We start from the raw sequence: 26644 nt of genomic DNA on the forward strand, positions 1-26644 counted from the left end.
CTCGGCCAGCAAGCGCGGCTGAGCTTCGTCGATAGTGACCGCACCTACGGCGCACGCCGTGTATGGCGTGATGTGCTGGAGGCAGGCTATCCCTGCGGCCTGCACCGCATCGAACGACTGATGCGGATCCAAGCGCTGCGGGCAAGGCCGCGGCGGCGCGGCATGCCCATTGATCGCGGCCAGCGTTCCACTGCCGCGATCGCGCCCAACCTGCTGGAGCGGGACTTTACCGCACTGGAGCCGGAGACCAAGTGGGTCACCGACATCACCGAGCTCAAGACCCGACAGGGCAAGCTGTACCTGTGCATCGTGCTTGACCTGTTCGACCAGCGGGTCGTGGGCTGGTCGATGCACCACCGGCAGGACCGGCAGATGGTGATCCGGGCCGTGCAGATGGCCGTCTGGCAGCGCCAAGGCAGCCATCCGGTGATCCTGCACTCCGACCGTGGCAGCCAGTTCCGAAGCGGCGACTACCAGCGTTACCTGGCGGCCAACGGACTGGTGTGCTCGATGAGCGCAGTGGGCCATTGCGGTGACAACGCAGCATGCGAAGGCTTCTTCGGCCTGCTCAAGCGCGAGCGGGTCTACCGCATGACCTACCCGACGCTCGATGCCGCACGGGCCGATGTGTTCGAATACATCGAGCGGTTCCACAATCCGAGGATGCGACGAAGGGTGGCCAGGCAAGACCAGAAGTTCTCAACCCTTTTACAACCGTCCGTGATTTCGGGGTAGAACCCTCCCGTATGCAATCGCGGAAAGCAAGCAAGTCTCTACGGACGACGGGCCGGAGCACTGATCATGGCAAGCGGCTTTCTGATCGAACCACCACAGGGCGAATCCCCGCGCCTATACGTCGGACGCGATGCCGTGTTCTTGGCGCACTACTTTCCTACCAACGAGGATTCAAACATAGCTCTTGATGCCGTCTGATCCGCGTTATTCTTGACTGGACAGGATTCGCGCGGCTAGAGACGAGCGCCGAAAACTCTGACAGAGGACCTTCCGTTACTTTGATCCCCCAGGCGAGTTCAATGCATGCGCACCTTCGCAACGTTGGTACTTCACGAACAGAATGGTCAGCCGGCGATTGGATACCGTGCGGAGACGATTAGCCAGATCGCCTGTGGCGATTTGGCCGAAGGAACGCAAGCGGCATGGGAACTGCGATGCTGGACGCCAGTTATCACGCGGCTTGGCCATGGGGTGAAATCGGACGAACTCGTCGCACTTGTCGGCGCCACCTTTCGGCTAATTGACCATTGCCTTGGCGACGGAACCCCATTGGACATGGTAGGACGATTTCAATGTGTCGGTGACGGAGTTGTTACCGGGATTCCTGGCATGCAGCCTCTCGATGAGCACCTAATGATCTGGAGCAATCAGGCAGCGCTGAATGACGCGTTCTTGCAGACCAGACAGGTCAGCATCGCGCAGCTCCTAACAACGGGCCAACAACTCCAGCGGGCCATCAAGGAGATAGCGGACATCAAAGATGAGGTATTTGGGCCACTAGCCACCAACCCCTCGGTTCCGCGAGAACAATGACCGCCTCTTCCCCTATCTCCATGTCCGCTCCCGGCCGAGGCTGTGTGAAAACCCCAGCATCGCTGGCAATATCTAATCACTCCTCGATTGGTGCTGATCATGAAGCGATTCGTCGATGGCGTGGATCGGACCCAGGCGCTTCTCCTACCTGATCGGCTCGAGGATTACGTCCATCAGGACAATCCGGTTCGCCTCGTCGACGCCTTCGTGGATGCACTGGATCTCGGGTCATTGGGCTTCGAGGCTGCCAGCCGCGCCGCCGGTGGCCGACCTGCCTATCACCCGGCCGCGCTGCTCAAGATCTATATCTACGGCTACCTCAACCGCGTGCAGTCCAGTCGCCGGCTGGAACGCGAGGCGCAGCGCAACCTGGATGTGATCTGGCTGACGGGGCGGCTGGCGCCCGACTTCAAGACGATCGCCGACTTCCGCAAGGACAACGGCGCCGCGATTGTGGGAGTGTGCAGTCGCTTCACTGCGTTGTGCCGCAGGATGAAGGTGTTCTCGCATGCCGTGGTCGCGATCGATGGCAGTAAGTTCAAGGCGGTCAATAGCCGCGATCGCAACTTCACCGTCGGCAAGATCAAGGCTCGGCGTAGCCAGCTCGATGAGAGCGTAGCCCGTTATCTGGCCGAGCTGGATCGTGCCGATCGCGACCCGGTGCTACTGCCCGAGGCACGCATCCCTCAGCTGCGCGACAAGCTGGCCAAGGTGCGCGAGCAGATGGCAGCGCTTGATCGTACCGAGCAGGAACTGCAGGAAGCGCCCGATAGCCAGATATCGCTGACCGACCCGGATGCACGGTCGATGACCTCTACTGGTCGTGCCACCGGCACGGTGGGCTACAACCTGCAGGCCGTGGTCGATGCCGAGCATCATCTGATCGTGGCCCACGAGGTCACCAACATCGGGCATGATCGGACGCAGCTTGCGCCCATGGCGCTCAAGGCCAAAGTTGCGCTGGGCACCGACCACCTGACCGCGCTGGCCGATCGCGGCTACTACAACGCCCAGCAGATCCTGGCCTGCGAGCAAGCCGGCATCATCCCGCTCGTACTCAAGCCACTGACCTCGAACAGCAAGGCCGAAGGGCGCTTCGACAAGCGGGACTTCATCTACGAACCAGCGCTCGATGCCTACCGTTGCCCAGCCGACGAACTCGCCACGCATCGCTTTACCAGCGAAGAAAACGGCCTGACGCTGCACAAGTATTGGTCGTCCGCCTGTCCAGACTGCTCGATGCGCGACCAGTGCACGACGGCGCGCTACCGGCGGATCAGCCGCTGGGAGCACGAACACGTGCTTGAGGCGATGCAGTTGCGGCTCGACGCCAGGCCGCAAGTCGCCGTTGCGCGGCGGCAGACTGTCGAGCATGTCTTCGGCACCCTCAAGGCGTGGCTGGGAACCACACCACTGCTGACCAAGACGTTGCCGAAGGTCAGAGCAGAGATCAGCTTGGCGGTGCTGGCCTACAACATGAAGCGGATGATCAAGATCATCGGCATGCCTGGCATGTTGAGGGCAATCGCGGCCTGAGAATCGCGATGCCATCGTCCGCACGAACACAGGTAAGGCGTCGGCGACCCGCCTGCGATCAGCCGTCAGACGTTTTTACACAGCCTCGGCCAAGAGCGGACATCACGTAGCAACGCCCGGGATGAGAGAGCGGCCGATGACTTACCGCCAAGCAAATCGCGCTGCACGCCCCAACAGATGTCATTTGGCCAGATAGGTGTCGGCTGAAATGACTTCCGCATACCCGAATGCGAGCGTTGACATCAGGGCCGTATGCACTTGCTCGGCGGGCACGCTCTTCCCATCGAACTCGAGCTCGCGGGTTGCGCAGGCGTCGTGCACGACCGTTGTCTTGTAACCAAAATAGCCGCGGCGCAAGTTGTCGCGTCGATGCACATGTGGCTCATCGGCCAATAACCGTGACTTATTCGATGCCGTCGGAATCGAGTGTCTCCTTGAGGTCCGTCTTGTGGAACGAGTTCGGATAGTTCTTTGTGATGACGTGCTCGTCGTCTTGGGGGGCTACCTTCGGATGTATCAGCACGCCCTCGGTGCCGGGTACGAAGAACGGCAGGTCGCCGGCGCGAACGCTTACCGGATCATGGACGCAGTCCGGCACTGACCGGACCCGGCACGCAGCGGTCGTTAGCCCGGGACCTTGCTCCTGGCCTGGGAAGCGTCGGCCTCGATCCTGCGGCGCACCTCTTCCTCAAGACCCTTGAGCCCCCAGGTTCTTCCGATCGCGATCGCTTCATCGGCCTCCTTTCCGTCCACCCATGCGGCCCGGAGCGCTGCCATCGCACCGACACGGTTGCCGCTGGCACAGTGCACGAGCACCGGACGTTTCGCGTCTCGAACAATGGCATCAAACGCCATCACGTTCTCACGGGTGAGATCCACTGCACCGCGTAATGGCAGGTTGGAGTACAGAAGGCCGGCCGCGCGGACGGCTGCCGCCTCGTCGAAATCTGGCGTCTCCGCATCCAAGGTGAGGTCGATGACGTGGCGGATGCCAGCATCACGCACGCGTGAGATGTCGTCGGCATCCAGCCGCCCCGCCGACACGATGCCCGGCGCAGGTGACACCGCATCCGCAACGGTCGGCAGTGCAGTCGGGTACGTGGCGGAGGCGCAGCCGGGGCCTGCGAGCGCAACGACAAGGAAGAGCAATGGAATAGGCTTCATGGCATAACCTCAGGCGCGGTTGACGACACGGTGCAACAGGATGCCAGCCAGCATGGCCGGGATGAACCACAGCGCTTCGACCGAGCCGATCCCCAGGCCCGCGAGTGCAGGACCTGGACAGTAGCCGGCGATACCCCAGCCGATTCCGAACAGTGCCGCACCGCCGAGCAGCTTGCGGTCGACCTGCTTCAGGTTCGACAGCTGGAACGTATCGGCGAGCACCGGGCTGCCACGGCGCAGCACCAAGCGGAACAGCAGCCCGGTGGTGGTGACGGCGCCGCCGAGGACGAACGCCAGCGTCGGATCGAAATCTCCGAACACGTCGAGGAAGCCGAGCACGATGCGGGGGTCGGTCATGCCCGACATTGCCAGCCCCAGACCAAACAGCGCACCCGACAGCAGCGCGGCAATCGAGAACTTCATCATCAACTCCAGACGTGGCGCACAAGGAAGGTGGTTGCAATGGCCGTGGCCATGAAGGTCAGGACGGCCGCCAGCGAGCGCATGGACAGTCGGCCGAGCCCACACACGCCGTGGCCGCTCGTGCAGCCGTTGCTCATGCGCGTGCCGAAGCCCACCAGCAGCCCAGCGACTACCAGCCCGACGCGCGAATAGTCCGTCCGCGGCAGTGGTGCACCGGGCACGAGTGCCATGTATAGGCCCGCGGCGACGATCAAGCCCAGCAAAAACATGGCGCGCCACGACACATCACCTGCCTTCGGGAACAGAACGCCGTTGAGGATGCCGCTGACGCCCGCGACCCGTCCGTTGAGCCACAGCAACAAGGTCGCGGACAGGCCGATCAACACTCCGCCTGCCAGGGCGATCATCCACGTGGTCATGCCTCACCTCCCAATTGGTTCAGGGGCAGCCGCAGGTAGCGGATGCCGTTCGCGTCCGTCGGCGGCAGCTCGCCCGCGCGAATGTTCACCTGCAACGCCGGCAGAATTAGCTTGGGCGCCGCCAGTCTGGCATCCCGTTCGGTCCTCATTTTGACGAACGTCTCCTCATCTGCCCCGCCGCCCACATGCACATTGCGCTGCTTCTGCTCGTCGAGCGAGCTCTGCGGATGCGCCTCGCGCTCGGCCGGCGGGTAGTCGTGGCACAGGAACAGGCGGGTGTCGGCGGGCAGATCGAACAAGGTGCGGATCGACCGGTAGAGTTTGCGCGCGTCGCCTCCTGGGAAGTCCACCCTCGCCGTGCCCGTTTCAGGGGCAAACACCGTATCGCCCACGAACGCGGCGTCACCTACGAGATAGGTCAGACTGTCGTCGGTGTGACCGGGTGTCGCGATCGCACGCGTTTGGAGCTCCCCGATGGCGAACGTGTCTCCATCAGCGAACAGCCGATCGAACTGACGGCCGTCGGTGGCGAACTCCGGCTCCAGGCCGAACAGCGCCTTGAAGCGCTCCTGCACCTGGGTGATACCGCGACCGATCGCGACCTTCGCGCCGGTTTCGCGCTTGAGGTATGCCGCGGACGTCAGGTGATCGGCATGCGCATGGGTTTCAAGGATCCAGTCCACGATCAGCGAATGCTCGCGCACGAACGCGAGCACGCGGTCGGCCGCGGCCGTCGAGGTGCGGGCACTCGCGGGATCGTAGTCGAGCACCGGGTCGACGATGGCGGCATGGCCGCCGTCACGATCGTAGACCACGTAGGTGAAGGTGAACGTGGCCGGGTCGTAAAAGCTCTGCACCTGCGGATTCATTTGACAGCTTCTTGCTCTGTACTTTAGGTACTGCTACATTACATTCGTCACCTGTCCTTGTCAAGAACTTACTAAACTACATCCGCCATGGCCCGTTCATCAAAGAAGATACGTCCGATGCCCTCGACCGAGCAGATGGCGCAGCATGCCAATGAAGCGGCCGCACTGTTGAAGGCACTGGCCCATCCGGCACGCCTGCTCGTGCTGTGCCAGCTGGTCGAGGGCGAGGCTTCGGTAGGAGAGTTGCAGCCGATTACCGGGCTCAGCATGTCCGCCCTGTCGCAGCACCTGGCCGTACTGCGCGAGATGCAGCTCGTCACGACGCGTCGCGAGGCGCAGACCATCTACTACGCGCTAGCCGAGGGCCCTGCTGCAAGCGTGCTCGATACGCTATACGCCGCCTACTGTGGCAGCCAGGAGGCTGTCCAATGACCACGTTCCAGTTAGTGATGGGGGTCATTTCCGGCGGCGTCGTCGGCTTCACGCTCGGGCTGGTCGGTGGCGGCGGCTCCATTCTCGCGGTCCCGCTCATGGTCTACCTCGTCGGGGTGCGCGACCCGCATGTGGCGATCGGCACCAGCGCGCTTGCGGTTGCGGCCAACGCACTTATCGGCCTGACCAACCATGCCCGCAAGCGCAACGTGAAGTGGCGTTGCGCCGCGGCGTTCGCTATCGCCGGCGTGCTGGGCGCGTGGTTCGGGGCGATGCTCGGCAAGGCCATGGACGGGCAGCAGCTGCTTGCATTGTTCGCGCTCCTGATGCTCGTGGTCGCCGGCATGATGTTCCGCTCGCGCGGAAGTGAAGGGGATCCGGCGGTGGTGCTCAATCGGGGCAACGCGCCGAAGCTGCTGGGTTCGGGCGCGGTCACCGGGCTCCTGTCGGGTTTCTTCGGTATTGGAGGGGGCTTTCTGGTAGTACCGGGCCTGATCGCCTCGACCGGCATGCCGATCCTGTTCGCGGTCGGTTCATCGCTGCTCGCCGTTACCGCCTTCGGACTGACCACCGCATTGAGCTACGCGAGCTCCGGACTGGTCGCCTGGTCGCTTGCGGTGGCGTTCATCGGCGGCGGCGCGGTCGGCAGTCTGTTTGGCGCCCGCCTCGCCACACGCCTGGGCGACCGCAAGGGCGTGCTCAACACGGTGCTTGCCGGCCTGATCGTCGTCGTCGCGGTGTACATGCTGTACCGCACCGCGAGTGAACTCGGCTGGATCTGAATTTCGTTCTTCCCCGCAAACGTTCCGGAGGCTCCCATGAACACACCCTGGCGCTTCGCTGAAGATCACTACGCCGGTGGGCAGCCCACGCCGGCGCATCTGGCCGAACTCGTGCGCGAGGGCGTGCACACGGTTATCAACCTGCGTGCCCCGGACGAGCCCACGGAATATGACGAAGCCGCCGAGGCCGCCCGGCTCGGCCTGAACTACGTGTCGCTGCCGATCGCCGGCGCCGCCGATCTCGACCGAGCCCGGGTGCGCGAGTTCGGCCAGACGCTGGACGATGCGCGCCGCGAAGGCGGGGTCCTGATCCATTGCGCGAGTTCCAACCGCGTGGGCGCAATGATCGCGCTTGACGCGACACTTAACCGCGGCTGCTCGCTGGAAGCGGCACTCAAGCGCGGCCGTGAGGCCGGTCTGGCGACGCTGGAGCCGGCCGTAGTGGCGCTCGCGGAAAAAGAAGGAGCCCGGTCATGATCGGTCCCGCCACCATCTTCCGCCAGCTCTTCGAGCCGGTGTCTTCGACCTACACCTATCTGATCGCCTGCCCCGAAACGCGCGAAGCCGCCCTCGTGGATCCGGTGATGCCCGCCTGGCAGCGCGACCTGCAGGTAGTCAACGAGCTCGGTCTGAAGCTCGTCATGACGATCGACACGCACATTCATGCAGATCACATCACGTCGGCGTCGATGCTCCGGCGGGAGGTAGGCAGCCGCATCGCTACCCCCGCGCTCGATGCATTGTCCTGTACCGACGTGCCGATGGAAGACGGCGTCCCCCTGCAGGTCGGCGGCGTGCGCATAGACCCGATGCATACGCCCGGCCACACCGACAACCACTTCGCGTTGGTGATGAATGACCGCGTGTTCACCGGCGACGCGCTGCTGATCGACGGCTGCGGCCGTACGGACTTCCAGAGCGGCGACGCGCGTGAACTGTACGAGAGCGTACGCGGTCGGCTGTTCGGCCTCCCGGGCGAGACGCTCGTGTACCCGGCGCATGACTACCAGGGGCGGTGGGTATCGAGCATCGCGCAGGAGAAGCAGCGCAACCCGCGGCTCGGCGCCGAACGCACGCTCGAGGATTTCATCGAGCTGATGGAAAACCTGAACCTGCCATACCCGAAGTTCATCGACTATGCCGTGCCGGGTAACAAGGCGTGCGGGCAGTGTCCTCCGGACCTGCCGGAGCACCTTCGCCAGTACTGTCAGGAAATGGCGGAAAGCCCCCAAGGTTAGCGAGGGTCGGGGGTTGGAGGCATTCCACGGCCGCCGAATCTAACCGTCCTGCCTCGGCAGGACGAGCTCCGCGACCGTCCCACCTCCCTCCCTGGGACGCAAGACCACGTACCCGCCATGACGCTCGGCGATTGCCTCGACGATCGTCAACCCCAACCCGCTGCCTCCTGCGCTGCCGGTCGCGCGTCCTCGCCAGAACCGTTGCGTCGCCTGCCGGTACTCGTCAGGTTCGAGACCAGCGCCACGATCGGTCAGACGGAACCGTACCGTGGTGGCATCGGCATCAGCAACAAGGTCTACGGCACTTCCCGGAGGCGAATAGCGCAACGCGTTGTCGACGAGGTTGCGCAACGCCGCCACGGACAGCGCGGGAGGCACCGCCGGCACCGCCTGACTACCGCTTCCAGCCACGACAACGACCCGGCCATTGGCCGCCGGACTGCTGGCCGCCACCGCCTGCTCCACCACCTGCGCGGCGGTGATCCACTGTCCGTCGTCGAACGGCAGCCGTCCTTCGACCCGCGCCAGCATCAGCAACTGGTCCAGCGTCGCACGCATACGCTGCACGCCTTCACCGGCATCGGCCAGCGCACGTCGTGAGTCCTCGCCACCAGTCAGCCGCGCAACCTGCAGGTGAGTGTCGATCGCAGTCAAGGGTGTGCGCAGTTCGTGCGCAGCATGGTTGGTGAAGCTGCGCTCTCGTGACACCGCGTCGGAAACGCGCTGCAGCAGGTGGTTGAGGGATTCGACCAATGGCCGGAGTTCGCCCGGCATTGGTTGCGCGTCGAGGGGCTCGTCGGCATCGGGCTGGCGTTGCGCAAGCGTGCGACGCAGCCGATCGAGCGGCGCGAGCGCACGGCCCGCGCCCAGCCACAACGCAAGCAAGCCACCCACCGCGGCAATCAGGAACGGCAGCCCGGCCGCCAGCGCGATCTGGCGGCTCAGTTCGGCACGCTCACCGAGACTGTCGGCAGTGGTAATGCTGTAACCGTTCGCCTCCAGCGTGTAGGTACGCCACGCCGTACCCTCGATCTCACGCGTGCGATAGCCCGGCGCGTCGGTCGCCATCAGTGCGCTGGATGCGCCCTGGGTGGTGGCGATCACCTCCCCACGCAGCGAGCGTATCTGGCACGCCATCCCGCGACTGCCGGCAACGGTCACCGCATCAGCCGCCGCTACCGGCGAGGCGCCCACCAACGCGCCCTGCGCCAGCAGTCCGGACACCATGCGTGCCGACATCGCCAGCCGGTCGTCGAGGGTATGCTGCAGGTTGCGATCGAGGTCACGCAGCATCCACGCCGCCGCCACGCTCCACAGCACCGCCAAGGCGATGCCGATTGTCAGCACCAGGCGGAATCGCAGGCTCATGGCTCGGCCCTGCCGAACCGATATCCGAGTCCGCGCACGGTTTGAATGACATCGGCACCGAGTTTCCGGCGCAGGTGATGGATGTGCACGTTGATTGCGTTGCTGCCGACCTCCTGTTCGAAACCGTACAGGCTGTCCTTGAGCTGTTCGCCGGACAGGCAGCGCCCGCCTGCCTGCATCAGGCTGGCGAGCAGTGCGGTCTCGCGACGCGACAGGTCGACGGGTATGCCGTCGAGCCAAGCCTGCCCACTGGCGGGATCCAGCGCCAGTGAACCGGCTTCGATTAGGTTCACGCTGCGGCCAGCGGCACGCCTCGACAAGGCGTGCAGCCGTGCCACGAGCTCGCCGAGATCGAACGGTTTGACCAGATAGTCGTCGGCGCCGCCTTGCAGGCCGGCGATGCGATCTTCCACCGCATCGCGCGCGGTCAGCAGCAGCACCGGCAATTCATCACCGCTCTGGCGCATGCGCACCAGCAGCTGCATACCGTCCTCGTCGGGCAGCCCAAGGTCCAGCACCATCGCGTCGCAATGGGTCGTCTGTCGCGCGAGTTCGGCGTGCGCGACGCTCTCCACGCGATCGGCTGTCATTCCAAAAGCCCGAAGACCGGAGACTATGCCCCGGGCGATCAATTCGTCGTCCTCAACGACCAGGATCCTCATTGATGCCAACTCCGGAAACCAGATGCGCGCTGCACCCTAGCGCAGGGTACCCGGCGTCGCCACCGCCGGGTCATGGCTCCAGCCTGGGGGGCCTTTAATCGTGACTTAATCGCGCGCCTTCATCGTGGCCGGCCTGGATCTCCGGAGTACTGAATGATGCTGTTGCTGCGCCGGTTGTTGCTAAGCCTGTTGATGTTGCCGATGTTGGCGGTTCCCGTGCCCGCGATGGCGCAAGGCTGGCTCGCACCACCGAGCGGGCAGCAGCAGCCCGAGTTCCTCGAGGTCAGCGAGGTGTTCAGGGTCGAGGCAACGGCCGTGAAGGATGGCGCGACCCGGCTGAGCGGCACTATCGCGCCGGGCTACTACCTCTATCGACACCGCCTGAGCGTTGTTCTCGACGGCGGCAAGGCGTTGCCGCTGCAGTTGTCGAACGGCAGGGCGAAAACCGACGAGTTCTTCGGCCGCACCGAGGTCTATTATGACACTGTCGAAATCATAGTCAATGGTGGCGACGCACGCTCGGCGACGCTGCATTGGCAGGGCTGCGCAGATGCCGGCATCTGCTATCCGCCGCAGACCATGCCGGTCGATCTGCCATCGGTCGAGACGCCACCGGCAACCAATGCCGCTGTGGACACCGCAGCGACGACGCCGCCCTCGGAAAAGGCGACAAGCGACAGCGCCCCGCAGCCGCCCACCTCCCCCTCTGCGGCCTCCGTCGCACAAAACTCGGCAGGCGTCGGCGCATCATCCGTCACGGGCTCGATCAGGGAGGCCGCCCCGGCGCCTTCCGTTGCCGGCGAGGACCAGCGCTTCGCCAGCCGCCTCGCCGATGCCAGCCTGTTCGCGTCGGTCGCGGTGTTCTTCGGCATGGGGCTGCTGCTCGCGTTCACGCCGTGCACGCTGCCGATGATCCCGATCGTTTCCAGCCTGATCGTTGGCGGACAGCCGACCACGCGGCGTGCGCTCGCCTTGTCGGTGGCCTACGTTCTGCCGATGGCGTTGACCTACGCCGCGCTCGGCGTGGCCGCCGGGATCGCCGGTGCCAACCTGCAGGCGGCCTTGCAGAACCCGTGGCTGTTGGGCGCCTTCGCGGCGGTGTTCGTGGTGCTTGCGCTGTCGATGTTCGGTGCGTTCGAGCTGCAGTTGCCGGCGTGGCTCGGCAACCGCCTGGATCGCGCCGGTCGCCAGCAGCGCGGCGGCACGCTCGCTGGCGCCGCCGCGCTCGGGTTCCTGTCCGCGCTGCTGGTGGGACCGTGCATGACTGCGCCACTTGCCGGCGCGCTGCTCTACATCAGCCAGTCCGGCAGCGCGCTGACCGGCGGCCTGGCGCTGTTCGCGCTTGGGCTGGGCATGGGATTGCCCCTGCTCGCGATTGCGGTGTTCGGCGCACGCATCCTGCCGCGCCCCGGCGCGTGGATGGATCGCGTCAAGGCGGTCTTCGGCTACGTCCTGCTGGCGTTGGCGATATCGATGCTGGCGCGGGTGCTGGCACCGGCGACGGCGCTGGTGCTATGGGGCGCCTGGCTGCTCGGCGTGGCGGCGGGTTTCCTGGCCCTGGTCGCACCGCCTGCAAGCGGCCCGCTGCGCCTGTGGCTGCCGCGCTATTTTGCAGCCGCGTCGGCGGTCTGGGCACTGGCACTCATGATTGGCGGTGCCAGCGGCTCCGGCGATCCGTGGCGCCCCCTGGAACGACTCGGTGCCGGCGATGCGAGTGCGCAGACAGCCGCGCCGACGGTCGCCTTCGTCCAAGCCAAGACGGCCGACGACCTTTCACGTCGCATCGCCGAAGCCGGTGCGCGAGGCCAATGGACGCTGGTCGATTTCTACGCCGACTGGTGCGTTTCCTGCCATGTCATCGAACGGGAAGTGTTCGGTGATCCGCAGGTGGCATCGATGCTCGCCGGCATGCAGGTCGTGAGGCCCGACGTCACCGCCAACGATGTGGCCGATCGGGCATTGATGAAGGCATGGCAGGTGGCCGGTCCGCCGACGTTGCTGCTCATCGGACCCGACGGCCAAGAACACCGCGCCGAGCGCACGGTGGGCGAGATCACCCCCGAAGCATTCCTGGCCCGCCTGCAGCGCGTCCAGCAAGGAGCGCAATGATGGTCAGTCTTGGCCCGTTTCCCATGTCCCTGGTGGTGCTGCTGGTCGCACTCGCGATTGCCGCACTGGTCGCCCGGCAGTTCGTTGTGCCCTTGCCCGGGCAACCCGCGATCAAGCCGCTTTCGACGTTCCTCGACATGCTGATGGTCGGCGTGCTCGCGGCGCGGCTAGCCTTCGTGCTCGCATGGTGGCCGCAGTACCTCGCGGATCCGTGGTCAATTGTCCGCATCGGCGACGGCGGCTTCTCGATCTGGGCGGGCGTGCTCGCGGGCCTCGCATTCGGCGCATGGCGAGCGCGAAACGCTCCCGCGCTGCGACGTCCGCTGCTGTTCGGTGCGATCGCAGGGCTGGCTTCCTGGGCCGTTCTCGGTGGCGCGCTGCTGTTGATGCAGCAGTCGGTGGTGAAACTGCCGGCGACCGAACTGAGCACGCTCGACGGCGGCAGCACGAAGCTTTCGGCGATGACCGGCGAGCCGATGGTCGTGAACCTGTGGGCGACGTGGTGCCCGCCGTGTCGCCGCGAAATGCCGGTCCTGGCCAAGGCGCAGGAAGAACGCGGCGACGTGACGTTCGTCTTCGTCAATCAGGGGGAATCCGAATCGGAGATCCGTGACTACCTGCGCGAGAGTCACCTGCAACTGAGCAATGTGCTGCTCGATCCATTCTCGTCCGTAATGCAGGAGTCCGGCTCGCGCGGCCTGCCAACGACGCTGTTCTTCGATGCCGACGGCCGGCTTGTGGACACCCACATGGGCGAACTCTCGAATGCGAGCCTTGCCGTAAAGCTGCGGCGCTTCGGTGCTGCGCCCTCATCGAGTCCCCCAACCCTTCCAACCAAGGAGGTGCCGTGATGGCACGAGTGAACCCCACTGCAATACTGCTTTCGTCCGCCCTGCTGCTCGCCACCGGTTGCAGTCAGGCCGCCGAGGAAAAGTCGGTTTCCACCGCACCGGCTGTCCCAACGAACGCCACCAGCAACCCGGAGACTGAAAGGCCCGCGGTGATCGAAGCCATTGAAGCCCAGGGTTTCGAAGTGCTCGGCGAGTTCGACGCCCCATCGGGTCTTCGCGGCTTTGCAGGCGTCGCAGGCCAGCAGCCCGTGGCGGTATACGCGACCAACGAAGGCGAACATGCCGTCGTTGGGACGCTGATCAATGCAAAGGGCGAGGACATCGGCGCCGAGGCGCTGCAGCGACTTGTCGCCGGTCCGATGTCGGCCCGCACCTGGGCACTGCTGGAGGCGAGCGAATGGATCGCCGACGGAAAGGCAGATGCGCCCCGCGTGATCTACACGTTCAGCGACCCGAACTGCCCGTTCTGCAACAAGTTCTGGAGTGCAGCGCGGCCGTGGGTGGATTCGGGCAAGGTGCAACTGCGGCACATCATGGTCGGTGTGATCCGTCCGGACAGCGCCAACAAGGTTGCCACGATCATGACCGCCAGCTCGCCGTCGGAGGCGCTCCGTCGCAATGAAACCAGCTACAGCTCAGGCGGCATCAAGCCGGCGGCCTCCGTGCCCGCCAATGTGCGCGCCACCCTCGATGCGAACCAAAGACTGATGGTCCAACTAGGGTTCCAAGGCACGCCGGGCATCCTGTTCCGCGACGACAACGGCACGGTCCAGCGCCGAGCCGGCATGCCGGCACCAGATGACCTGGCCACCGTGCTCGGACCGCGCTGATGCGGGGCACATCCTTGCTATTGGGCCTGGTGCTGGCGGGCATGACCTACTTCGCGCAGGCGGCGACGCCGGCGACGTCTCCCGCCCACACTATCGCCATGCATGGCAAAGCGATCGTCCTGCCGGACGCCGCCCACCAACCCGACCCGAAAATGCGCCGGCGGGCGGTATTCAGCCTGACCGTGGCGCCGGCTTCACCCGCTGCGACGGATCCGGGCTTGGAGCGGGTCGCGCGCGCCGTCAACCTCCTCAAGGCAAGCGGAGTGACGAAGAAGCAGTTGGACTTCGTCGTGCTGCTCAGCGAAGGAGCAACGGATTCAGCGCTGGCTGATCCCGCGTACCGCGTCCGCCATGGGGTCGCTAACCCGAACCTCGGGCTGATCGCGCAACTGTCGGCGGCGGGAGTGCAAATGTTCGTGTGCGGCCAGGCCTTGCACTCCCGGCAGCTGGACAGCAACTCGCTGGCACCCAGCATCGCAATATCGCTTTCGGCGTTGACCAGCATCATCACGCTGCAGCAGCAAGGCTATGCGCTGGTTCCGCTGTGAACCAGCAGCAGACGCCGCTGGCTGAATCGACTGTGCCCAGCGATGGTCTCCGGACACCGATCTCGGTGCCTTCCGCAATAGGAGTTCGTCGGCAGTCACTGAGGGGGGCGTCGCCGGCTAGTTGCTCCAGGGTCGGCTCCTGGACCGCTTCTCGGCATGCGATCGGAGCGATGATCACGAGACCAGTCGGCCCCGAGGGAGACTTGAAGCTATCGATGTCCGCTTTGGGTCGATAGCGGACCTTGTGCGACCTCTTAAACCCCCACCCCCTCGGTCTCGTCACACGGGGAAGGCAGCCTCGGAAGGCGAGGTTTGAGGTGAACAAGGCGGTCACTTTTTTACTCCCAACTCGTGCAGCTACAAAGGTCTGACAAAGCTAAGACCCTGTGCAGCGAGTTCAGGCGATTCTAGCCCCCCCCCGGGTGGTGGCAGGCCTCCTTTGGCAACGACTGGAAGTCCACGGCAATGTCCATTTCCTCCTTACTGCTGTAAGCGGGGGCACTGCCATCCGATCCGTCGCAACCGCATCGCAACAATCTGAGGTAGAAGTGGGTCAGAGCCGCCCATCGCCCATTTCGCCAGGTGGTCGAAGACACTCATGGCTTGATGTAGGCTTGGCTCCAAGGGAAAGCTAGGGCTGTCATGGCACTTAAGGACGGGAGCGCGCCACTCCCAAAGGCGCTTGAAGCACTGCTGGGGGACGCCCCCGGCGATGAGAAGACCGGCGCAAATGCGACGCTAGGATTTACCTTCCAGCAGTGGTGGGGCGCACTGGTCATTGCGGAGTTGCTGGAGTTCGAGGCCGACTTCGCCGTGGGCATGGAAGTCAAAGAAGACGTGGCCATCCTGGACTCCGCGCTGAGTCCTATGTCCGTCGAGTTCTGCCAAATCAAGAAGAACGAGCAGGCGGGTGGCTGGGGTCTGAAAGATCTCCATCGGCAGGGCCCCAAGAGAAAGAGCAAGCCGCACGACCCCTCAATCCTGGCCAAGCTCCACAAACGGCGAACCGAATTCGCCGGCCATCCCGCGAAGCTGCGCTTCGTGTCCAATCTAGCGGTCAAAATTGCTGCCGGTATGTCCGCCTCTGATTGTCAGCTCACCAGCCTGACACCAGCAGAACAGGCCGAGATCCGGGAAAAAGTCGCCAAACAGCTGGCCGTCGGACCGGCCGAGGTCGACCTCAACGACTGGATGCTCCACCGTACCAACCTTCCGCTGGGCGAGCAGTACCTGTTCTTGGCCGGAAAGCTGGCCGCCCTGAGCGCTGCCGGCAAGATCCCGTTTGATCTTCCCAATCCGACCGTCGCGGCTCGCTATCTGGCGTCGGTGCTTCAATCGAAGGCGTCGCATACCAGTTACGCTGCAACTATTCACGACCTGAAGAGCCGCGTCCTCTCCAGGGCTGACGCGATTCAAGCGCTCTCCGAAGCCGCCGGAACCACGCACCGCGCCTCCGAAAGGCTCGATGATGCGCTTCAACAGCTCGCTGCGGCGGGCTACCCATTCTTGGCTCTGAAACAGATCAAAGCCGAACGAACCACGGTCTTGGCTCACGCCGTAGATCGGACCAATGATCAACTGAAAGCCTGCGTCGCGGCGTTTGCGACCCAGTTACCTCACCTTACCCCGGACGCCAGCAGCCTGCCGCTGAGAGACCTTATGGACAGCTTGGTCAAACAAACCATCAGCGCTTCCCGGCTCAAAGCTCCAAGCCCTGAACAGAGGTGGGCGACGTAGCTGATGATTGGCACCTCCGCTTCGTGTCATGAGCGGGGGCGGACGTCCGCACTCGGCGTGGGCCGGCCGGTTACCCCACAACAAGAATCGTGACACAGAGGCTCAGGGATCGCACCTTCGGTCGAGCGCGTTTAACAACGCATCAGAACTCGATTCAAAAGAATCTCACCCACATATCACCCCGTTGAAGCCAGTAGGTTCTGGCTTTGCGCAAGGGCACAGCGCTTCCTGTGCGCCTTCATCATGGATTCCCTATGAGCGACAGGTCGGAGGCGATCTACTGCGTCCTTGTAGTAGTCGCAGCAGCTCTGGTGAGCGTTGCCAGATGCTTCCACTCTAAAGCCCCGAAGTTCCCGTGATCCAACCCGTGACAGACCACAAGGCCCGGCAACCGCCGGGCCTTGTGCGTTTATGCCCGAGATTAAGGAGAAGAGACGATGCACCTGGTTGAAGCAATGGCCTACGCCGGCGAGCGGCCGTGGCACGGCCTCGGTCACAAACTGGCGCCACAACAGCCAATCGATGTTTGGAAGCGCGAGGCCGGGATGGACTGGTCGATCGAAGAGTCCGAGGTCCGCTACGTGGTCGGCAAGAACGGGATCGGTGCCATCAACGCCTTCCCGGAACAGAAGGTCCTGTACCGGTCTGACACGCACGCGCCTTTGTCGGTCGTGTCCAAGCGATACAAGGTGGTCCAGCCGGGCGAGATCCTGGAGTTCTATCGCGATTTGACCGAAGTCGGCGGCTTCGAGTTGGAAACTGCTGGTGTGTTGCGCGAAGGCCGCAAGTTCTGGGCCTTGGCCAAGACGGGGCAGAGCACGTTGCTGAAGCGCAAGGATCGCGTCGATGGTTACCTGTTGCTGGCCACGGCCTGCGACGGGACGCTGGCCACCACCGCCCAGTTCACCTCGGTGCGGGTCGTGTGCAACAACACGCTCGCTATCGCTCTCGGCAGCAACGCGGGGGCCGTCAAGGTGCCACATCGCAGCCAGTTCGATCCGGAGGTGGTGAAGCGTCAGTTGGGTATCACCGTGTCAACCTGGGATTCGTTCGTGGCCCGGATGAAGGCCCTGGTCGAGTGCCCGGTGGACCCCGACTCGGTGGATGGGCTCCTGCGCCGGGTGCTGACCTACCCCAACCCGGACGGGCAAGGGGTGGCGGTCAACGAACAGGCGTTCACGGTGGCCCGGGCCTTGTACGACGGAGCAGGCAGAGCAGATGCGCCAGCAGCTGGAGCAGTCGATGGGGGATGCCTCCCGGGCGATCTTCCCGACCGGCGAGATCACCTACCGGCGCTCCAAGGACGGCACGAGCGTCGACCTCAAGAGGTTGACCGAGGCTCACCCGGATCTCGTGGTCGGTTTCACCGTTGAGCGTCCCGGATCCCGGCGGTTCCGGATCGTCCCCAACCAGAACGAAGGAGCATGATCATGCTGAAAGGCTTGGCGATCACACCGCCCGTGATCGGGCGGATCTCAATCGGCCGCGTGGTCGAGCGCAACGGCAAACGCCTGCCGGAGAAGGATGACCAGTTCACTCTGACGAGCCAGGTCCAGAATCGGGAAGGCTGGATTTTGCATCCGCTGGATGAAACGTTGCGCAAGGAGTCCGGCGGCAAGCTGCGTTCGATTCCGGTTTGCCTGCTCTTCAACGATCCCGGCTTGAACCTGCGCGCGGACTATTCGCTCTTTGACCGGACGACCGGCAGGCCGGTGTGTGTCGGCAACGGGGAGACCAGCCGGAGGATGATGGAGTCGAGCGATCTTCAGATCGCTTCTTCACTCGGTACAACAGTAAGCGACCGGAGGATGGCGGTCGCAGGAAAGCCAGTGGAGGACGCAATCGCATGCAGCTCAGGGACGAGGTCATCGCGATGCGAAAGTCGGTGGCGGACACCATCAATCAGCATCTTGAGATCAACGGGCATGCTGCGAGGGTCGATCACCGGACGCTCAAGGAGCAGGGCGCTGATAGAAGGGCTGAACGCCATCTCGGACCGGCGAGGATTCGAGGAATGTCACCGCAGGAGAAGGCTCAATACGTTTCGGTACGTCGAAATGGCGAGAGCGATTCGGCCTGACCTGCCGTGGGGGCTACGATGGGTTGGTGGGTCAGTGCCATGACCCTAGCGGCGTGCCGGTAGGCCTGCGCTGGGGGCGATTTGCGGCACTTGTAGCAGAATCGCACGTCGTGCAATCGGTTGTTCCCTCAAATCGGCCTTTCGGCAGGGGGATAAGGAGCGAGGCCGCCCCGTTATCCACGGCGGTCATGGACCTCATACGACTGCTGCGATCGCTGGAAGAATTCCTCTACGAGCTGGTCGGCTGGCTGGTGTTCTATCCGCGGATGTTCTGGCGGGTACTGATTCACCCCGGTGAGGTCGCGCTCTACACCCGCCGCGAGCTCGGCAAGGATCTGGAGCACAGGTTCTCCGATGCGATCAGCCCGGTGCTGATGCTGATCCTGTCGGTGGCCATCGCCCATGCGCTGGAGATGGCGCTGCGCATGTCTTCGCCCAGGCTCAGTACGCCGGTGGGGCAGCTGCTTTTCAGCAGCGAGCAGGGGTTGCTGCTCACCCGCTCTGCCGTGTTCTGCGTGTACGCACTTGGCGCGGCGCTTGGCACGCTTCGGCGCCAGCGGCTGCCCGTGAACCGCGAGACGCTGCGCGAGCCTTTCTCCATCCAGGCGTTCATCGCATGCCCCTTCGTGGTGGCACTCGCACTGGCGCAGGCGGCAGCCGCTTCGCCGATGCAGGCCGGCCCGTTCACCGCGCCCGCCATCGGCGTTCTGGCGGTGGCGTGGTACCTGTGGGCCCGCATGCGGGCCTTCGTAGCCTTGAATGGCGGATCAGCACTGCGTGCGCTTGGTTCGGTTGTGGTCTCGTTCCTGCTGACGACGATAGGGCTGGTCGGCCTGTTTGCCGCCGTCATCCTCTGATCGTTCAACAGGGCGGCGATCACTCGAGAACGTGATCGGCCTTGCCCGGTGGCACGGCAGTGGCCTCACCGCGCTGCAGCAGGTCGAAGAAATCCACTGCCTCCGCAGCCAGCGCATCGTGGGCGTCGAAATCCCAGTTCTGCTTGTACTCGCGGGCGAGCAGATCACAGACGGCCTTGGCCTGCTGGTAGGTCTGCGACTTCTCTCCGCGATCGGCCAGCTGGTCACGGTGGATCTGGCACAGCATGAGCTGGTGGGCATCTTCTGCCCGCTCGCGCTCCCAGCCGATGTCGGGCAGGGCGGACAGTGCTGAGGCAAGCGCGAAGGCAATCAAAGGCATGATCCGGTTCCGGGCGGGGGGCGGAACCCGAGCGTAGGTGATGGTGCAGCGCACGTGTGAGCACGCGCGACGTCTGTTTTACGGGGTGTTCACCATCCGCCGGGGAATGGTTGCAGTGGGCAGATGGCGTTCTCCACGCATGGCGTGGAGCTACTGGGAGCAGCGTGGAGCTACGGGTTCTGGAACACCGCCAGCTGCGCGGCGAAGGCGCGCTGGTAGGCGGGCCGCTGCGTCGCGCGGGCGATGTAGGCGGCCAACACGGGAAAGTCATCGACGATGCCGCTGCTGTGCAGCCGCAGTAGCACCGACACCATCAACAGGTCGCCGGCGCTGAAGTCTCCGTCCAGCCACGGTGCATCGCCCAGCCGCGCGGACAGCTCACCCAGGCGCCTGCGCACGCGCTCGTCCAGCATCACCAGCCGCTGCGCATACCAGGGCTGATCGCGTTCCAGCACCCAGGCCATGGAGCGTTCGACGATCGGCGGCTCCACGGTGTTCAGTGCGGCGAACATCCAGGTGATCGCACGCATGCGCGCGCTCGCATCGGCGGGCAGCAACCCGGGGTGCTGTCCGGCCAGGTGCAGGACAATCGCGCCTGATTCAAACAATACAAGTTCGCCATCCTCGTAGGTGGGAATCTGCCCGAAGGGATGCCGTGCCAGGTGCGCCGGTTGCTTCATTTCCTCGAAAGAGAGCAGATGGACGTCGTACCCCACGCCCAGTTCTTCCAGCGCCCAGCGCACGCGCATGTCGCGGGCCAGGCCCTGGCCACGGTCCGGGGAGTGCTTGAATGCGGTCAGGATCGGGGTCATCGGGATGTCCATCGGCGATAGCCGACCTCGCTGGCCGGCCTTCCTTTCATCGACGTGCGAGGAACCCTGGAATCGACACAGTTGCTCTCCAAGCACGCAAGCCAGGGCCGGCAGGATGAACGGTTCACGTGGCGCGGTTCGCATGGGATGCGTGGTGACGCGATACTGCCCTTCTGCACACCCTTGGGGAAGTACGTGAGCACGTCCAGACTGCCGCGGATCGTTGGGTTCGACGTGCCGCGCCTTCACCAGCAGGTCGATGCCGCTTCCGATGAAGCGATCACTGCGCTGCTGGACCAGGCGCCCGATGAGCAGTGGACTGACCGCTTCCTGCGGCACTGCGCGACGCTGGCGTCGCAGCTTTCATTGGCGGAAGTGAAGGTGGAGGGCACCCGCATCGCCTTCCATGGCTCCATCGCCGATGCGCGTGCCCTGGCCGATGCTGTGATTGCGCTGGTGAACCGCTTGAACGATCAGCTGATGCAGGAAGGCAACCTGCACGCAGGCGAGGAGTGAGCTGCCCGCAGGGCGTGTCAGCCTGCTTGCGGGACCAATGCCGGGCCGGACAGGCGGGCCCAGCAGCCCATCGCCATTTCCGCCGAGCCCGGGTGGCCACGCAGGCTGGTGCGCAGTGCGAGCCGTGACTGCAGGTCGGTGAGCCACGCCGTGCGCGTGCCGTGTGGGTTGCGGACGTAGATGTCGCACGCCAGGCGGATGACCGGTGCAACCTCGTGGCGGAAGTTGATGGCGGGCAGATCGCCGGTCTGGAACGCGGCCTGCCAGTGCTGCAGCTCGCGCTCGACGTCAACGAAGTCCTTGTTGGTGATGCGTTCCATGAGACTTCTCCTGTTGGAACGCCAACGTACACCCCGGTGTGTCAGTACCCCGTGTGCATCAACGGTTGTTCATGGCAGCTGTTCATTATTGGCGCGATCCGATGCAGCTGCGTAACCGGCCGACGCACACAGTGGCGTTGCAGCAGATCGCTGCGGTGGAGCAAGACATGAACAACAACACGCAAGGCCAGACCGACCGCAACAACGCCTCGACCGATACCAGGCAGGCTGCCCAGCACGGGCAGACCGATGGCAACGAACTGGGCGGCGACCAGAAGCAGGATGGCAAGCAGCGCCAGCAGGAGCAGCAGGTCCAGCAGGATGCAAAGCCGGTCGGCCCGCAGAAGTCCGGGCAGGAACTGAAGAGCGAGCCGGGCCGTGACGCCCGTCGCTGAGCAGTAAGCGAAGAAGAGGCCGCGCATTGCGCGGCTTTCCTCTGTCCAACGTTCGGGAAGCGCGCTGATGCCATCACATGCCCGTGCGGTAAGCCTGATGACGAAGATCATGTACCAGTGCCGTCCGGCAAGGACGACGACGATGGCGCGCTGCCGCGCCTGCCAGGCACCCAGTCCGGGTGGGATGGAGTGCGCGCGCTGCCTTACCGAGGAACTCGGTGGTGTGATCGGCAACCGCGGCGCTGCTGCACGATGGCTGGATTCCTTCCTGAAGGTGCAGCAGGACGAAGCGTTCGTCTTCGTCTGCGTCAAGCGCGTTGAGGAAACCACGTCGATGGGTCGCAGTCTGGAGTGACATTGCGCAGGCGTATGCTCGAATTCCAATGGGAGCGAGCGTCATGTCTTTTCAGATCAACCTCTATGACAGGGACGGACGCGGGCTTCGCCTTCCCGATGGATGGTGGATTGACCTGCACACCGATCCCCCCGCGCTGGTCAACGGCGCTGTCCGCATCGATCTGCCGGCGTCCACGCGCAGCGAGCATCCCGATCTGCAACCTGACGTCCTGAACCACCTCCGTCGCCGCATTGAAGGTGCGCAATGGCTAACCTGACCTACCATCCGCCGCTCGGCGTGCGCTGGCTGACGTTCCGCCTGCGCAACGGCCAGTCCATCAGTCCGGAGAAGCTGCGGGCCGTGTGGTCCGATGCCGCCGAGACCAACAACTGTTCGGTCCGTCGCGAGCATGTAGAGGGTGCCGGTTTCGTCTATGCGCTGTACGCACCCAGCGGGCTCTGCGTTCCGCGCCGCGCGGAACTGCGCATGCGGCTGTTGCTGGAAGAGGCGGGCTACGCGTTCTCGATGGGCGTGCTTACCGGCAGCCATCCTGCCTACGGTTGAGCGCACGTTGATCTGATCGGCCCCGAGGTTGCTAGACTGCGCGCCCCGCGCGTCGCCGCAATCACGGAAGGTTTCCATGCCCAAGCTGTCTGCTCTTGCTGTTCTCATGGCGCTTGCTGTCTGCGCGCCGAGCGCACACGCCGACGAACAGGACAGCGCGTCGACCATCGCGTTCAAATCAATCAGCCCTGTGCTGAATGCCTTGATCAATGCCGATGATGCGCAGGAATTGATGGAGAAGGCCGAGGAAGAGGACGTCACGCTGCTGCAGTCGCTGGCGCTCTATCTGGCGGCAAGCCGCGAGGATGCCACGTTGGCGTTGGCGCCGTACCGTGCAGCGGCATTGTTCGCTCGCCGCGGTGACGACGCGCTTGCCGAACGCTATCTGCGTGAAGCCGACGAGCGTGGCATGTGGTTCGCGCCCGCGCTGGCCGACAACGATGACTTCGAACACCTGCGCGCGACGTCATTCTTCAAGCGGGTGCTGGGCAACACGCAGGCGCGCTACGCGCAGGTATCTGCAGGCAAGGTGGGCGCCATCTCGGTACTGCAACCTTCCAAGGGTGCTGCGATGCCGGCCTGTGCGCCGGTACTGGTGTGGCTGCACGGCTACGGCATCAATGGCCACCTGGACAGCAGCAAGCAGCCACTGGCGGACGCTGGTGTGGTGCTGCTGGGCATCAACGGTACGGAGATGCGCGAGTCGTTCGACAGCTTCAGCTGGACCGGCCCCTATGAAGGCACGCACAAGGTGGTGCAGAAGGGGCTGGATGAACTGGCCGCACGCCAGTGCATCGATCGCAAGCAGGTCTACCTGATGGGTTTCTCGCAGGGTTCACAGCATGCCGGTGCGCTGCTGGCGCAGCACCCGGATGACTACGCCGGTGCATTGCTGGTGTCGCCGGGTGGTTGGCGCCAGCCCGTGCCCACGCAGAGCAGCGCACACGGCAAGCGGGTGTTCGTCATCAACGGCGAACAGGAAGGGCCCGCCAACCAGAAGATGAGTGCGGACTTCCGCACGCTGTTCAGCGATGGCAACCAAGTACGTTCGCGTACCCATGGCGGTGGCCACTTCTATCCGGACGACTGGAAGACCTCGTTTCCGCAGGCCATTCGTTGGATGATGGGCAAGGACGGCTGAGTCAAGGAGCAACAATGGGTCTGCGTGGAAACCGGCTTGAACGGCTGCATGCCCAGCGTGCTGCGCTGCAAGCCGAGATCAATCTCGAAGCGGCCCGACTTGCTGCCAGGCAGCTGCCTGCGGAGCAGTTCGCGGATGCGCTGATGCCGCTGTCGCTGCGCTTGCAGGCAGTTGACCAGCAGATACTGCGGACAACACCTGCGCGGGAGCTGATGAAGCGCCTGCGCGAGGTGGAGCGGCAGTTGTCCGCCCCACGGCAGCGCGGGGCGAGTGAACGTCGCGCGCTGGAGGCGGAGTTGCGCGATCTACGCCTGCACTTCAGCAACCCGCGTCGTCGCCCGCTGACACTCAAGGTTGTGCTGATCCTGTCGGTGGCTGTTGCCGCGGCATTGTTTCTGCCAAAGGCCATCGTGGCGCTGCTTGCGCCCTGACTGAGTGAGCGGCCGCCGCCTGCCGAAGCGGGCAACGTGCCCACTGCTTCCCGGAAGGCAACATCGCGAGCCCGCCTGGGGGTCTACTGCGCACTCCCTGTGTTGCCTACGCTGATCCCACACGGCCCTTGCCGTGCTCCGGGCCCACGACAGTTCGTGGACGTCGCCTTCAATCGAACCACGCGGTGCTGTGCTGCGGGGCATTGCTGCCCCGGCAGCGCCTTGCCCTGCGCCGCGCGAAGGCTTGGCCCGGAAATGCCAGCCAGCCCTGCCTGCCTGTTTGCCTGCCAGCCAACCTTCGTGGAGACCGCCTCATGTTCAGCCTGGAAAACACCACTACTCCTGTCGCGCCCGCACTCGATGAGCTTGTTCCCTCGCGCTATGCCCTGAAAGTCGGTGACATCGACGTGCTCGTGGTCAGCGACGGCGTGCTGCCGTTGCCGACGCAGATGCTCGGCCATAACGTGCAGGCATCCGAGCGTGCCGAATGGTTCGACGAGATGTACCTGCCACAGGATGCGTTCGACTGGGCGTTGAACGTGATGGTGGTGCACAGCGGTGAGCGCACCATCCTGATCGACGCCGGCCTTGGGATGGACCCGGACCTGCAACTGCCGCGCGCTGGCCAGTTGATCCGTCGCCTCGGCGCCGCTGGCATCGACCTGCGCGAAATCACCGATGTGGTGATCACCCACATGCACATGGATCACATCGGCGGCCTGCTGGTGGACGGGGTGAAGGCGCAGCTGCGGCCGGACCTGAAGATCCACGTCGCGGCATCGGAAGTGGCGTTCTGGAAATCGCCAGACTTCACCCGCACCAACATGCCGCACGGGTTCCCGGACGCGCTGCGAGCGACCGCCACGCATTTCTGGGCCGAGTACGGCAGCTTCGTGCACACCTTCGAGGATGAGCGGGAGATCGCACCGGGTGTGGTCGCGCGCCGCACTGGTGGTCACACGCCGGGCCACTGCGTGGTACGCGTTGCCTCGGGTGGCCAGGCGCTGACCTTTGCGGGTGATGCGGTGTTCGCGGTCGGTTTCGATCAACCGAACTGGCACAACGGCTTCGAGCACGACCCGGAAGAAGCGGCGCGCGTGCGCATCGAGCTGCTGGACGCGCTGGCCGGTACCGGCGAGATGCTGGTGGCCACGCACCTGCCGTTCCCGTCGGTGGGGCGCGTGTCGCGCGAGGGTGAGGCGTTCCGCTGGGTGCCGGTGTTCTGGGATTTCTGATCAAGTTTTCTGGACTTCATGTCACCAATGGTCCCGGTCAGGGGCGCACAGTAGCCCCTGTCGAAACCCATCCATATCCGCAGGAGGTCCACCATGAACACCGTTTCCCGCACGCTCACCGCAACTGCCCTGGCCCTGTCGATGCAGGTGGGCCTGTCCGCCCAGGCTGCCGAGCCGGCTTATCCGTCCGCAACCAGCGGCGTCACGCGCACCGCCAGCATCATCACCACCGCCGATGGCGTGCAGCTGTACTACAAGGACTGGGGTCCGAAGAACGGGCCGGTGGTGACCTTCAGCCACGGCTGGCCGCTGGATTCGGACAGCTGGGAATCGCAGATGATGTTCCTGGCCGACCACGGTTACCGCGTGGTCGCACACGATCGTCGTGGCCACGGTCGTTCCAGCCAGCCGTGGGACGGCAATGACATGGATCACTATGCCGATGATCTGGCTACGGTGATCAATACGCTGGATCTGAAGGACGTTACGCTGGTGGGTTTCTCCACCGGCGGTGGCGAAGTGGCGCGTTACATCGGCCGCCATGGCACAGGCCGGGTGAAGAAGGCCGTGCTGATCAGTTCGGTGCCGCCATTCATGCTGAAGACCGCAGACAATCCCGGCGGCGTGCCGATCGAAGTGTTCGATGGCATCCGCAAGGCACAGCGGGAGAACCGTTCGCAGCTGTACAGGGACATTCCGTCCGGCCCGTTCTATGGATTCAACCGGCCGGGTGCAAAGGTCAACCAGGCGATGGTCGATGCATGGTGGGCGCAGGGCATGCTGGGTGGCCAGAAGAACACCTACGACTCGATCGCGGCGTTCTCGGCGACCGACTTCCGCGGTGACCTGGAAAAGTTCGATGTGCCGACCCTGGTCATCCACGGCGACGACGATCAGATCGTGCCGATCGACGTGGCTGGACGGATGTCGGCCAAGCTGATCAAAGGTGCCAGGCTGATCGTCTACCCGGGTGCGCCGCATGGCCTGACCGAGACCCACAAGGACAAGGTCAACCAGGACCTGCTGGCGTTCCTGCAGCAGAAGTAACAGCAGGCGCAGCCGTGGGTCATGCGGCGCGGACAACGCCAGTAGAGCCACGC

At 64.4% G+C, this 26644-nt stretch carries 34 protein-coding genes; 24 read left to right on the forward strand and 10 right to left on the reverse strand.

Features of this window, described 5'->3' with window-relative positions; translation table 11 throughout:
* The 3 genes from GIW57_RS14930 to GIW57_RS14940 all read left to right on the forward strand — a co-directional run.
* The coding region (locus GIW57_RS14930; RefSeq protein WP_236511783.1) for an IS3 family transposase at positions 1-735 on the forward strand (735 nt) is incomplete at its 5' end.
* A 303-nt stretch (positions 736-1038) separates the two neighbouring features.
* Complete coding sequence (locus GIW57_RS14935) at positions 1039-1548, forward strand: hypothetical protein (protein ID WP_236511785.1); 510 nt, start codon at positions 1039-1041, stop codon at positions 1546-1548.
* A 99-nt stretch (positions 1549-1647) separates the two neighbouring features.
* Positions 1648-3084, forward strand: coding sequence for an IS1182 family transposase (locus GIW57_RS14940; RefSeq protein WP_236511787.1), 1437 nt, complete (start codon positions 1648-1650; stop codon positions 3082-3084).
* A gap of 180 nt (positions 3085-3264) precedes the next feature.
* Here GIW57_RS14940 and GIW57_RS14945 read toward each other — a convergent pair whose 3' ends face one another.
* The 5 genes from GIW57_RS14945 to GIW57_RS14965 form a co-directional block, all read right to left on the reverse strand.
* Entirely contained in the window at positions 3265-3459 is a 195-nt protein-coding gene (locus tag GIW57_RS14945; protein WP_198551474.1) for a hypothetical protein, read from the reverse strand.
* 249 nt (positions 3460-3708) lie between these two features.
* Positions 3709-4248 carry a sulfur transferase domain-containing protein gene (locus GIW57_RS14950; RefSeq protein ID WP_100441027.1) on the reverse strand — a complete coding sequence of 180 codons (540 nt, stop codon included), beginning with the start codon at positions 4246-4248 and terminating at the stop codon, positions 3709-3711.
* 9 nt (positions 4249-4257) lie between these two features.
* Positions 4258-4674: a DUF6691 family protein gene (locus GIW57_RS14955; RefSeq protein WP_024890249.1), complete on the reverse strand. Its 417-nt coding sequence runs from the start codon at positions 4672-4674 to the stop codon at positions 4258-4260.
* On the reverse strand, positions 4674-5090 hold the full coding sequence (locus GIW57_RS14960; RefSeq protein WP_236511788.1) for a YeeE/YedE family protein: 417 nt from the start codon (positions 5088-5090) through the stop codon (positions 4674-4676). Before GIW57_RS14960 ends, GIW57_RS14955 begins: the two co-directional genes overlap by 1 nt.
* Entirely contained in the window at positions 5087-5959 is an 873-nt protein-coding gene (locus tag GIW57_RS14965) for an MBL fold metallo-hydrolase (RefSeq protein WP_236511790.1), read from the reverse strand. Before GIW57_RS14965 ends, GIW57_RS14960 begins: the two co-directional genes overlap by 4 nt.
* Positions 5960-6076: 117 nt before the next feature.
* On the opposite strand from GIW57_RS14965, the gene GIW57_RS14970 reads away from it, so the two are divergent.
* From GIW57_RS14970 to GIW57_RS14985, 4 genes are read left to right on the forward strand one after another with little or no spacing between them, the layout of a single operon-like run.
* Positions 6077-6391, forward strand: a complete 315-nt coding sequence (locus tag GIW57_RS14970; RefSeq protein WP_043689608.1) for a metalloregulator ArsR/SmtB family transcription factor — start codon at positions 6077-6079, stop codon at positions 6389-6391.
* Positions 6388-7173, forward strand: a complete 786-nt coding sequence (locus GIW57_RS14975) for a sulfite exporter TauE/SafE family protein (protein WP_024890245.1) — start codon at positions 6388-6390, stop codon at positions 7171-7173. The genes GIW57_RS14970 and GIW57_RS14975 overlap by 4 nt, the downstream gene beginning before the upstream one ends.
* Before the next feature lie 36 nt (positions 7174-7209).
* Positions 7210-7650: a sulfur transferase domain-containing protein gene (locus GIW57_RS14980; protein WP_236511792.1), complete on the forward strand. Its 441-nt coding sequence runs from the start codon at positions 7210-7212 to the stop codon at positions 7648-7650.
* Positions 7647-8411 (forward strand): MBL fold metallo-hydrolase, encoded by a 765-nt coding sequence (locus GIW57_RS14985; RefSeq protein ID WP_236511794.1) that lies wholly within the window; start codon positions 7647-7649, stop codon positions 8409-8411. The genes GIW57_RS14980 and GIW57_RS14985 overlap by 4 nt, the downstream gene beginning before the upstream one ends.
* Before the next feature lie 39 nt (positions 8412-8450).
* On the opposite strand, the gene GIW57_RS14990 is transcribed toward GIW57_RS14985, so the two are convergent.
* Both GIW57_RS14990 and GIW57_RS14995 read right to left on the reverse strand, forming a co-directional pair.
* Positions 8451-9779: an ATP-binding protein gene (locus tag GIW57_RS14990; protein WP_100441022.1), complete on the reverse strand. Its 1329-nt coding sequence runs from the start codon at positions 9777-9779 to the stop codon at positions 8451-8453.
* Positions 9776-10441 (reverse strand): response regulator, encoded by a 666-nt coding sequence (locus GIW57_RS14995; RefSeq protein WP_100441021.1) that lies wholly within the window; start codon positions 10439-10441, stop codon positions 9776-9778. Before GIW57_RS14995 ends, GIW57_RS14990 begins: the two co-directional genes overlap by 4 nt.
* Positions 10442-10594: 153 nt before the next feature.
* Between GIW57_RS14995 and dsbD the strand changes: the two genes are divergently transcribed.
* From dsbD to GIW57_RS15035, 8 genes are all read left to right on the forward strand, one after another.
* Positions 10595-12550: a protein-disulfide reductase DsbD gene (gene dsbD, locus GIW57_RS15000; protein ID WP_236511795.1), complete on the forward strand. Its 1956-nt coding sequence runs from the start codon at positions 10595-10597 to the stop codon at positions 12548-12550.
* On the forward strand, positions 12550-13401 hold the full coding sequence (locus GIW57_RS15005; RefSeq protein ID WP_100441020.1) for a TlpA disulfide reductase family protein: 852 nt from the start codon (positions 12550-12552) through the stop codon (positions 13399-13401). The genes dsbD and GIW57_RS15005 overlap by 1 nt, the downstream gene beginning before the upstream one ends.
* Positions 13401-14231, forward strand: a complete 831-nt coding sequence (dsbG, locus tag GIW57_RS15010; RefSeq protein ID WP_100441019.1) for a thiol:disulfide interchange protein DsbG — start codon at positions 13401-13403, stop codon at positions 14229-14231. The genes GIW57_RS15005 and dsbG overlap by 1 nt, the downstream gene beginning before the upstream one ends.
* A gap of 41 nt (positions 14232-14272) precedes the next feature.
* Positions 14273-14779, forward strand: a complete 507-nt coding sequence (locus GIW57_RS15015; RefSeq protein WP_157804512.1) for a DsrE family protein — start codon at positions 14273-14275, stop codon at positions 14777-14779.
* 642 nt (positions 14780-15421) lie between these two features.
* Positions 15422-16516 (forward strand): dsDNA nuclease domain-containing protein, encoded by a 1095-nt coding sequence (locus GIW57_RS15020; RefSeq protein WP_236511796.1) that lies wholly within the window; start codon positions 15422-15424, stop codon positions 16514-16516.
* Between the two features lie 437 nt (positions 16517-16953).
* Positions 16954-17889, forward strand: a complete 936-nt coding sequence (locus GIW57_RS15025; RefSeq protein WP_236511798.1) for a DUF932 domain-containing protein — start codon at positions 16954-16956, stop codon at positions 17887-17889.
* A gap of 51 nt (positions 17890-17940) precedes the next feature.
* Complete coding sequence (locus GIW57_RS15030; RefSeq protein ID WP_236511800.1) at positions 17941-18639, forward strand: hypothetical protein; 699 nt, start codon at positions 17941-17943, stop codon at positions 18637-18639.
* Positions 18640-18706: 67 nt separating this feature from the next.
* Positions 18707-19453, forward strand: a complete 747-nt coding sequence (locus GIW57_RS15035; RefSeq protein ID WP_236511802.1) for a hypothetical protein — start codon at positions 18707-18709, stop codon at positions 19451-19453.
* 19 nt (positions 19454-19472) lie between these two features.
* On the opposite strand, the gene GIW57_RS15040 is transcribed toward GIW57_RS15035, so the two are convergent.
* Positions 19473-19793, reverse strand: a complete 321-nt coding sequence (locus tag GIW57_RS15040; RefSeq protein WP_132824043.1) for a hypothetical protein — start codon at positions 19791-19793, stop codon at positions 19473-19475.
* A 170-nt stretch (positions 19794-19963) separates the two neighbouring features.
* Positions 19964-20605, reverse strand: coding sequence for a glutathione S-transferase family protein (locus tag GIW57_RS15045; protein ID WP_236511804.1), 642 nt, complete (start codon positions 20603-20605; stop codon positions 19964-19966).
* A gap of 195 nt (positions 20606-20800) precedes the next feature.
* On the opposite strand from GIW57_RS15045, the gene GIW57_RS15050 reads away from it, so the two are divergent.
* Positions 20801-21121 (forward strand): hypothetical protein, encoded by a 321-nt coding sequence (locus tag GIW57_RS15050; RefSeq protein ID WP_236511806.1) that lies wholly within the window; start codon positions 20801-20803, stop codon positions 21119-21121.
* Positions 21122-21138: 17 nt separating this feature from the next.
* Here GIW57_RS15050 and GIW57_RS15055 read toward each other — a convergent pair whose 3' ends face one another.
* Positions 21139-21441 carry a hypothetical protein gene (locus tag GIW57_RS15055; protein ID WP_089237115.1) on the reverse strand — a complete coding sequence of 101 codons (303 nt, stop codon included), beginning with the start codon at positions 21439-21441 and terminating at the stop codon, positions 21139-21141.
* A gap of 167 nt (positions 21442-21608) precedes the next feature.
* On the opposite strand from GIW57_RS15055, the gene GIW57_RS15060 reads away from it, so the two are divergent.
* From GIW57_RS15060 to GIW57_RS15095, 8 genes are all read left to right on the forward strand, one after another.
* On the forward strand, positions 21609-21836 hold the full coding sequence (locus GIW57_RS15060; RefSeq protein ID WP_236511807.1) for a hypothetical protein: 228 nt from the start codon (positions 21609-21611) through the stop codon (positions 21834-21836).
* A gap of 97 nt (positions 21837-21933) precedes the next feature.
* Positions 21934-22191: a hypothetical protein gene (locus GIW57_RS15065; RefSeq protein WP_236511809.1), complete on the forward strand. Its 258-nt coding sequence runs from the start codon at positions 21934-21936 to the stop codon at positions 22189-22191.
* Positions 22192-22234: 43 nt separating this feature from the next.
* Complete coding sequence (locus GIW57_RS15070) at positions 22235-22450, forward strand: hypothetical protein (protein WP_236511811.1); 216 nt, start codon at positions 22235-22237, stop codon at positions 22448-22450.
* Positions 22438-22737 carry a hypothetical protein gene (locus GIW57_RS15075; RefSeq protein ID WP_236511812.1) on the forward strand — a complete coding sequence of 100 codons (300 nt, stop codon included), beginning with the start codon at positions 22438-22440 and terminating at the stop codon, positions 22735-22737. The genes GIW57_RS15070 and GIW57_RS15075 overlap by 13 nt, the downstream gene beginning before the upstream one ends.
* 76 nt (positions 22738-22813) lie before the next feature.
* Positions 22814-23878, forward strand: coding sequence for a prolyl oligopeptidase family serine peptidase (locus GIW57_RS15080; RefSeq protein ID WP_236511814.1), 1065 nt, complete (start codon positions 22814-22816; stop codon positions 23876-23878).
* Positions 23879-23892: 14 nt separating this feature from the next.
* Entirely contained in the window at positions 23893-24309 is a 417-nt protein-coding gene (locus GIW57_RS15085) for a hypothetical protein (RefSeq protein WP_236511815.1), read from the forward strand.
* A 314-nt stretch (positions 24310-24623) separates the two neighbouring features.
* Positions 24624-25544, forward strand: coding sequence for an MBL fold metallo-hydrolase (locus GIW57_RS15090; RefSeq protein ID WP_236511816.1), 921 nt, complete (start codon positions 24624-24626; stop codon positions 25542-25544).
* 93 nt (positions 25545-25637) lie between these two features.
* Positions 25638-26591, forward strand: coding sequence for an alpha/beta hydrolase (locus tag GIW57_RS15095; RefSeq protein ID WP_100553657.1), 954 nt, complete (start codon positions 25638-25640; stop codon positions 26589-26591).
* The last annotated feature ends 53 nt before the right edge of the window (positions 26592-26644 follow it).

Source organism: Stenotrophomonas sp. PA-6-5C, from assembly GCF_021605635.1.
Lineage (GTDB): Bacteria > Pseudomonadota > Gammaproteobacteria > Xanthomonadales > Xanthomonadaceae > Stenotrophomonas > Stenotrophomonas lactitubi.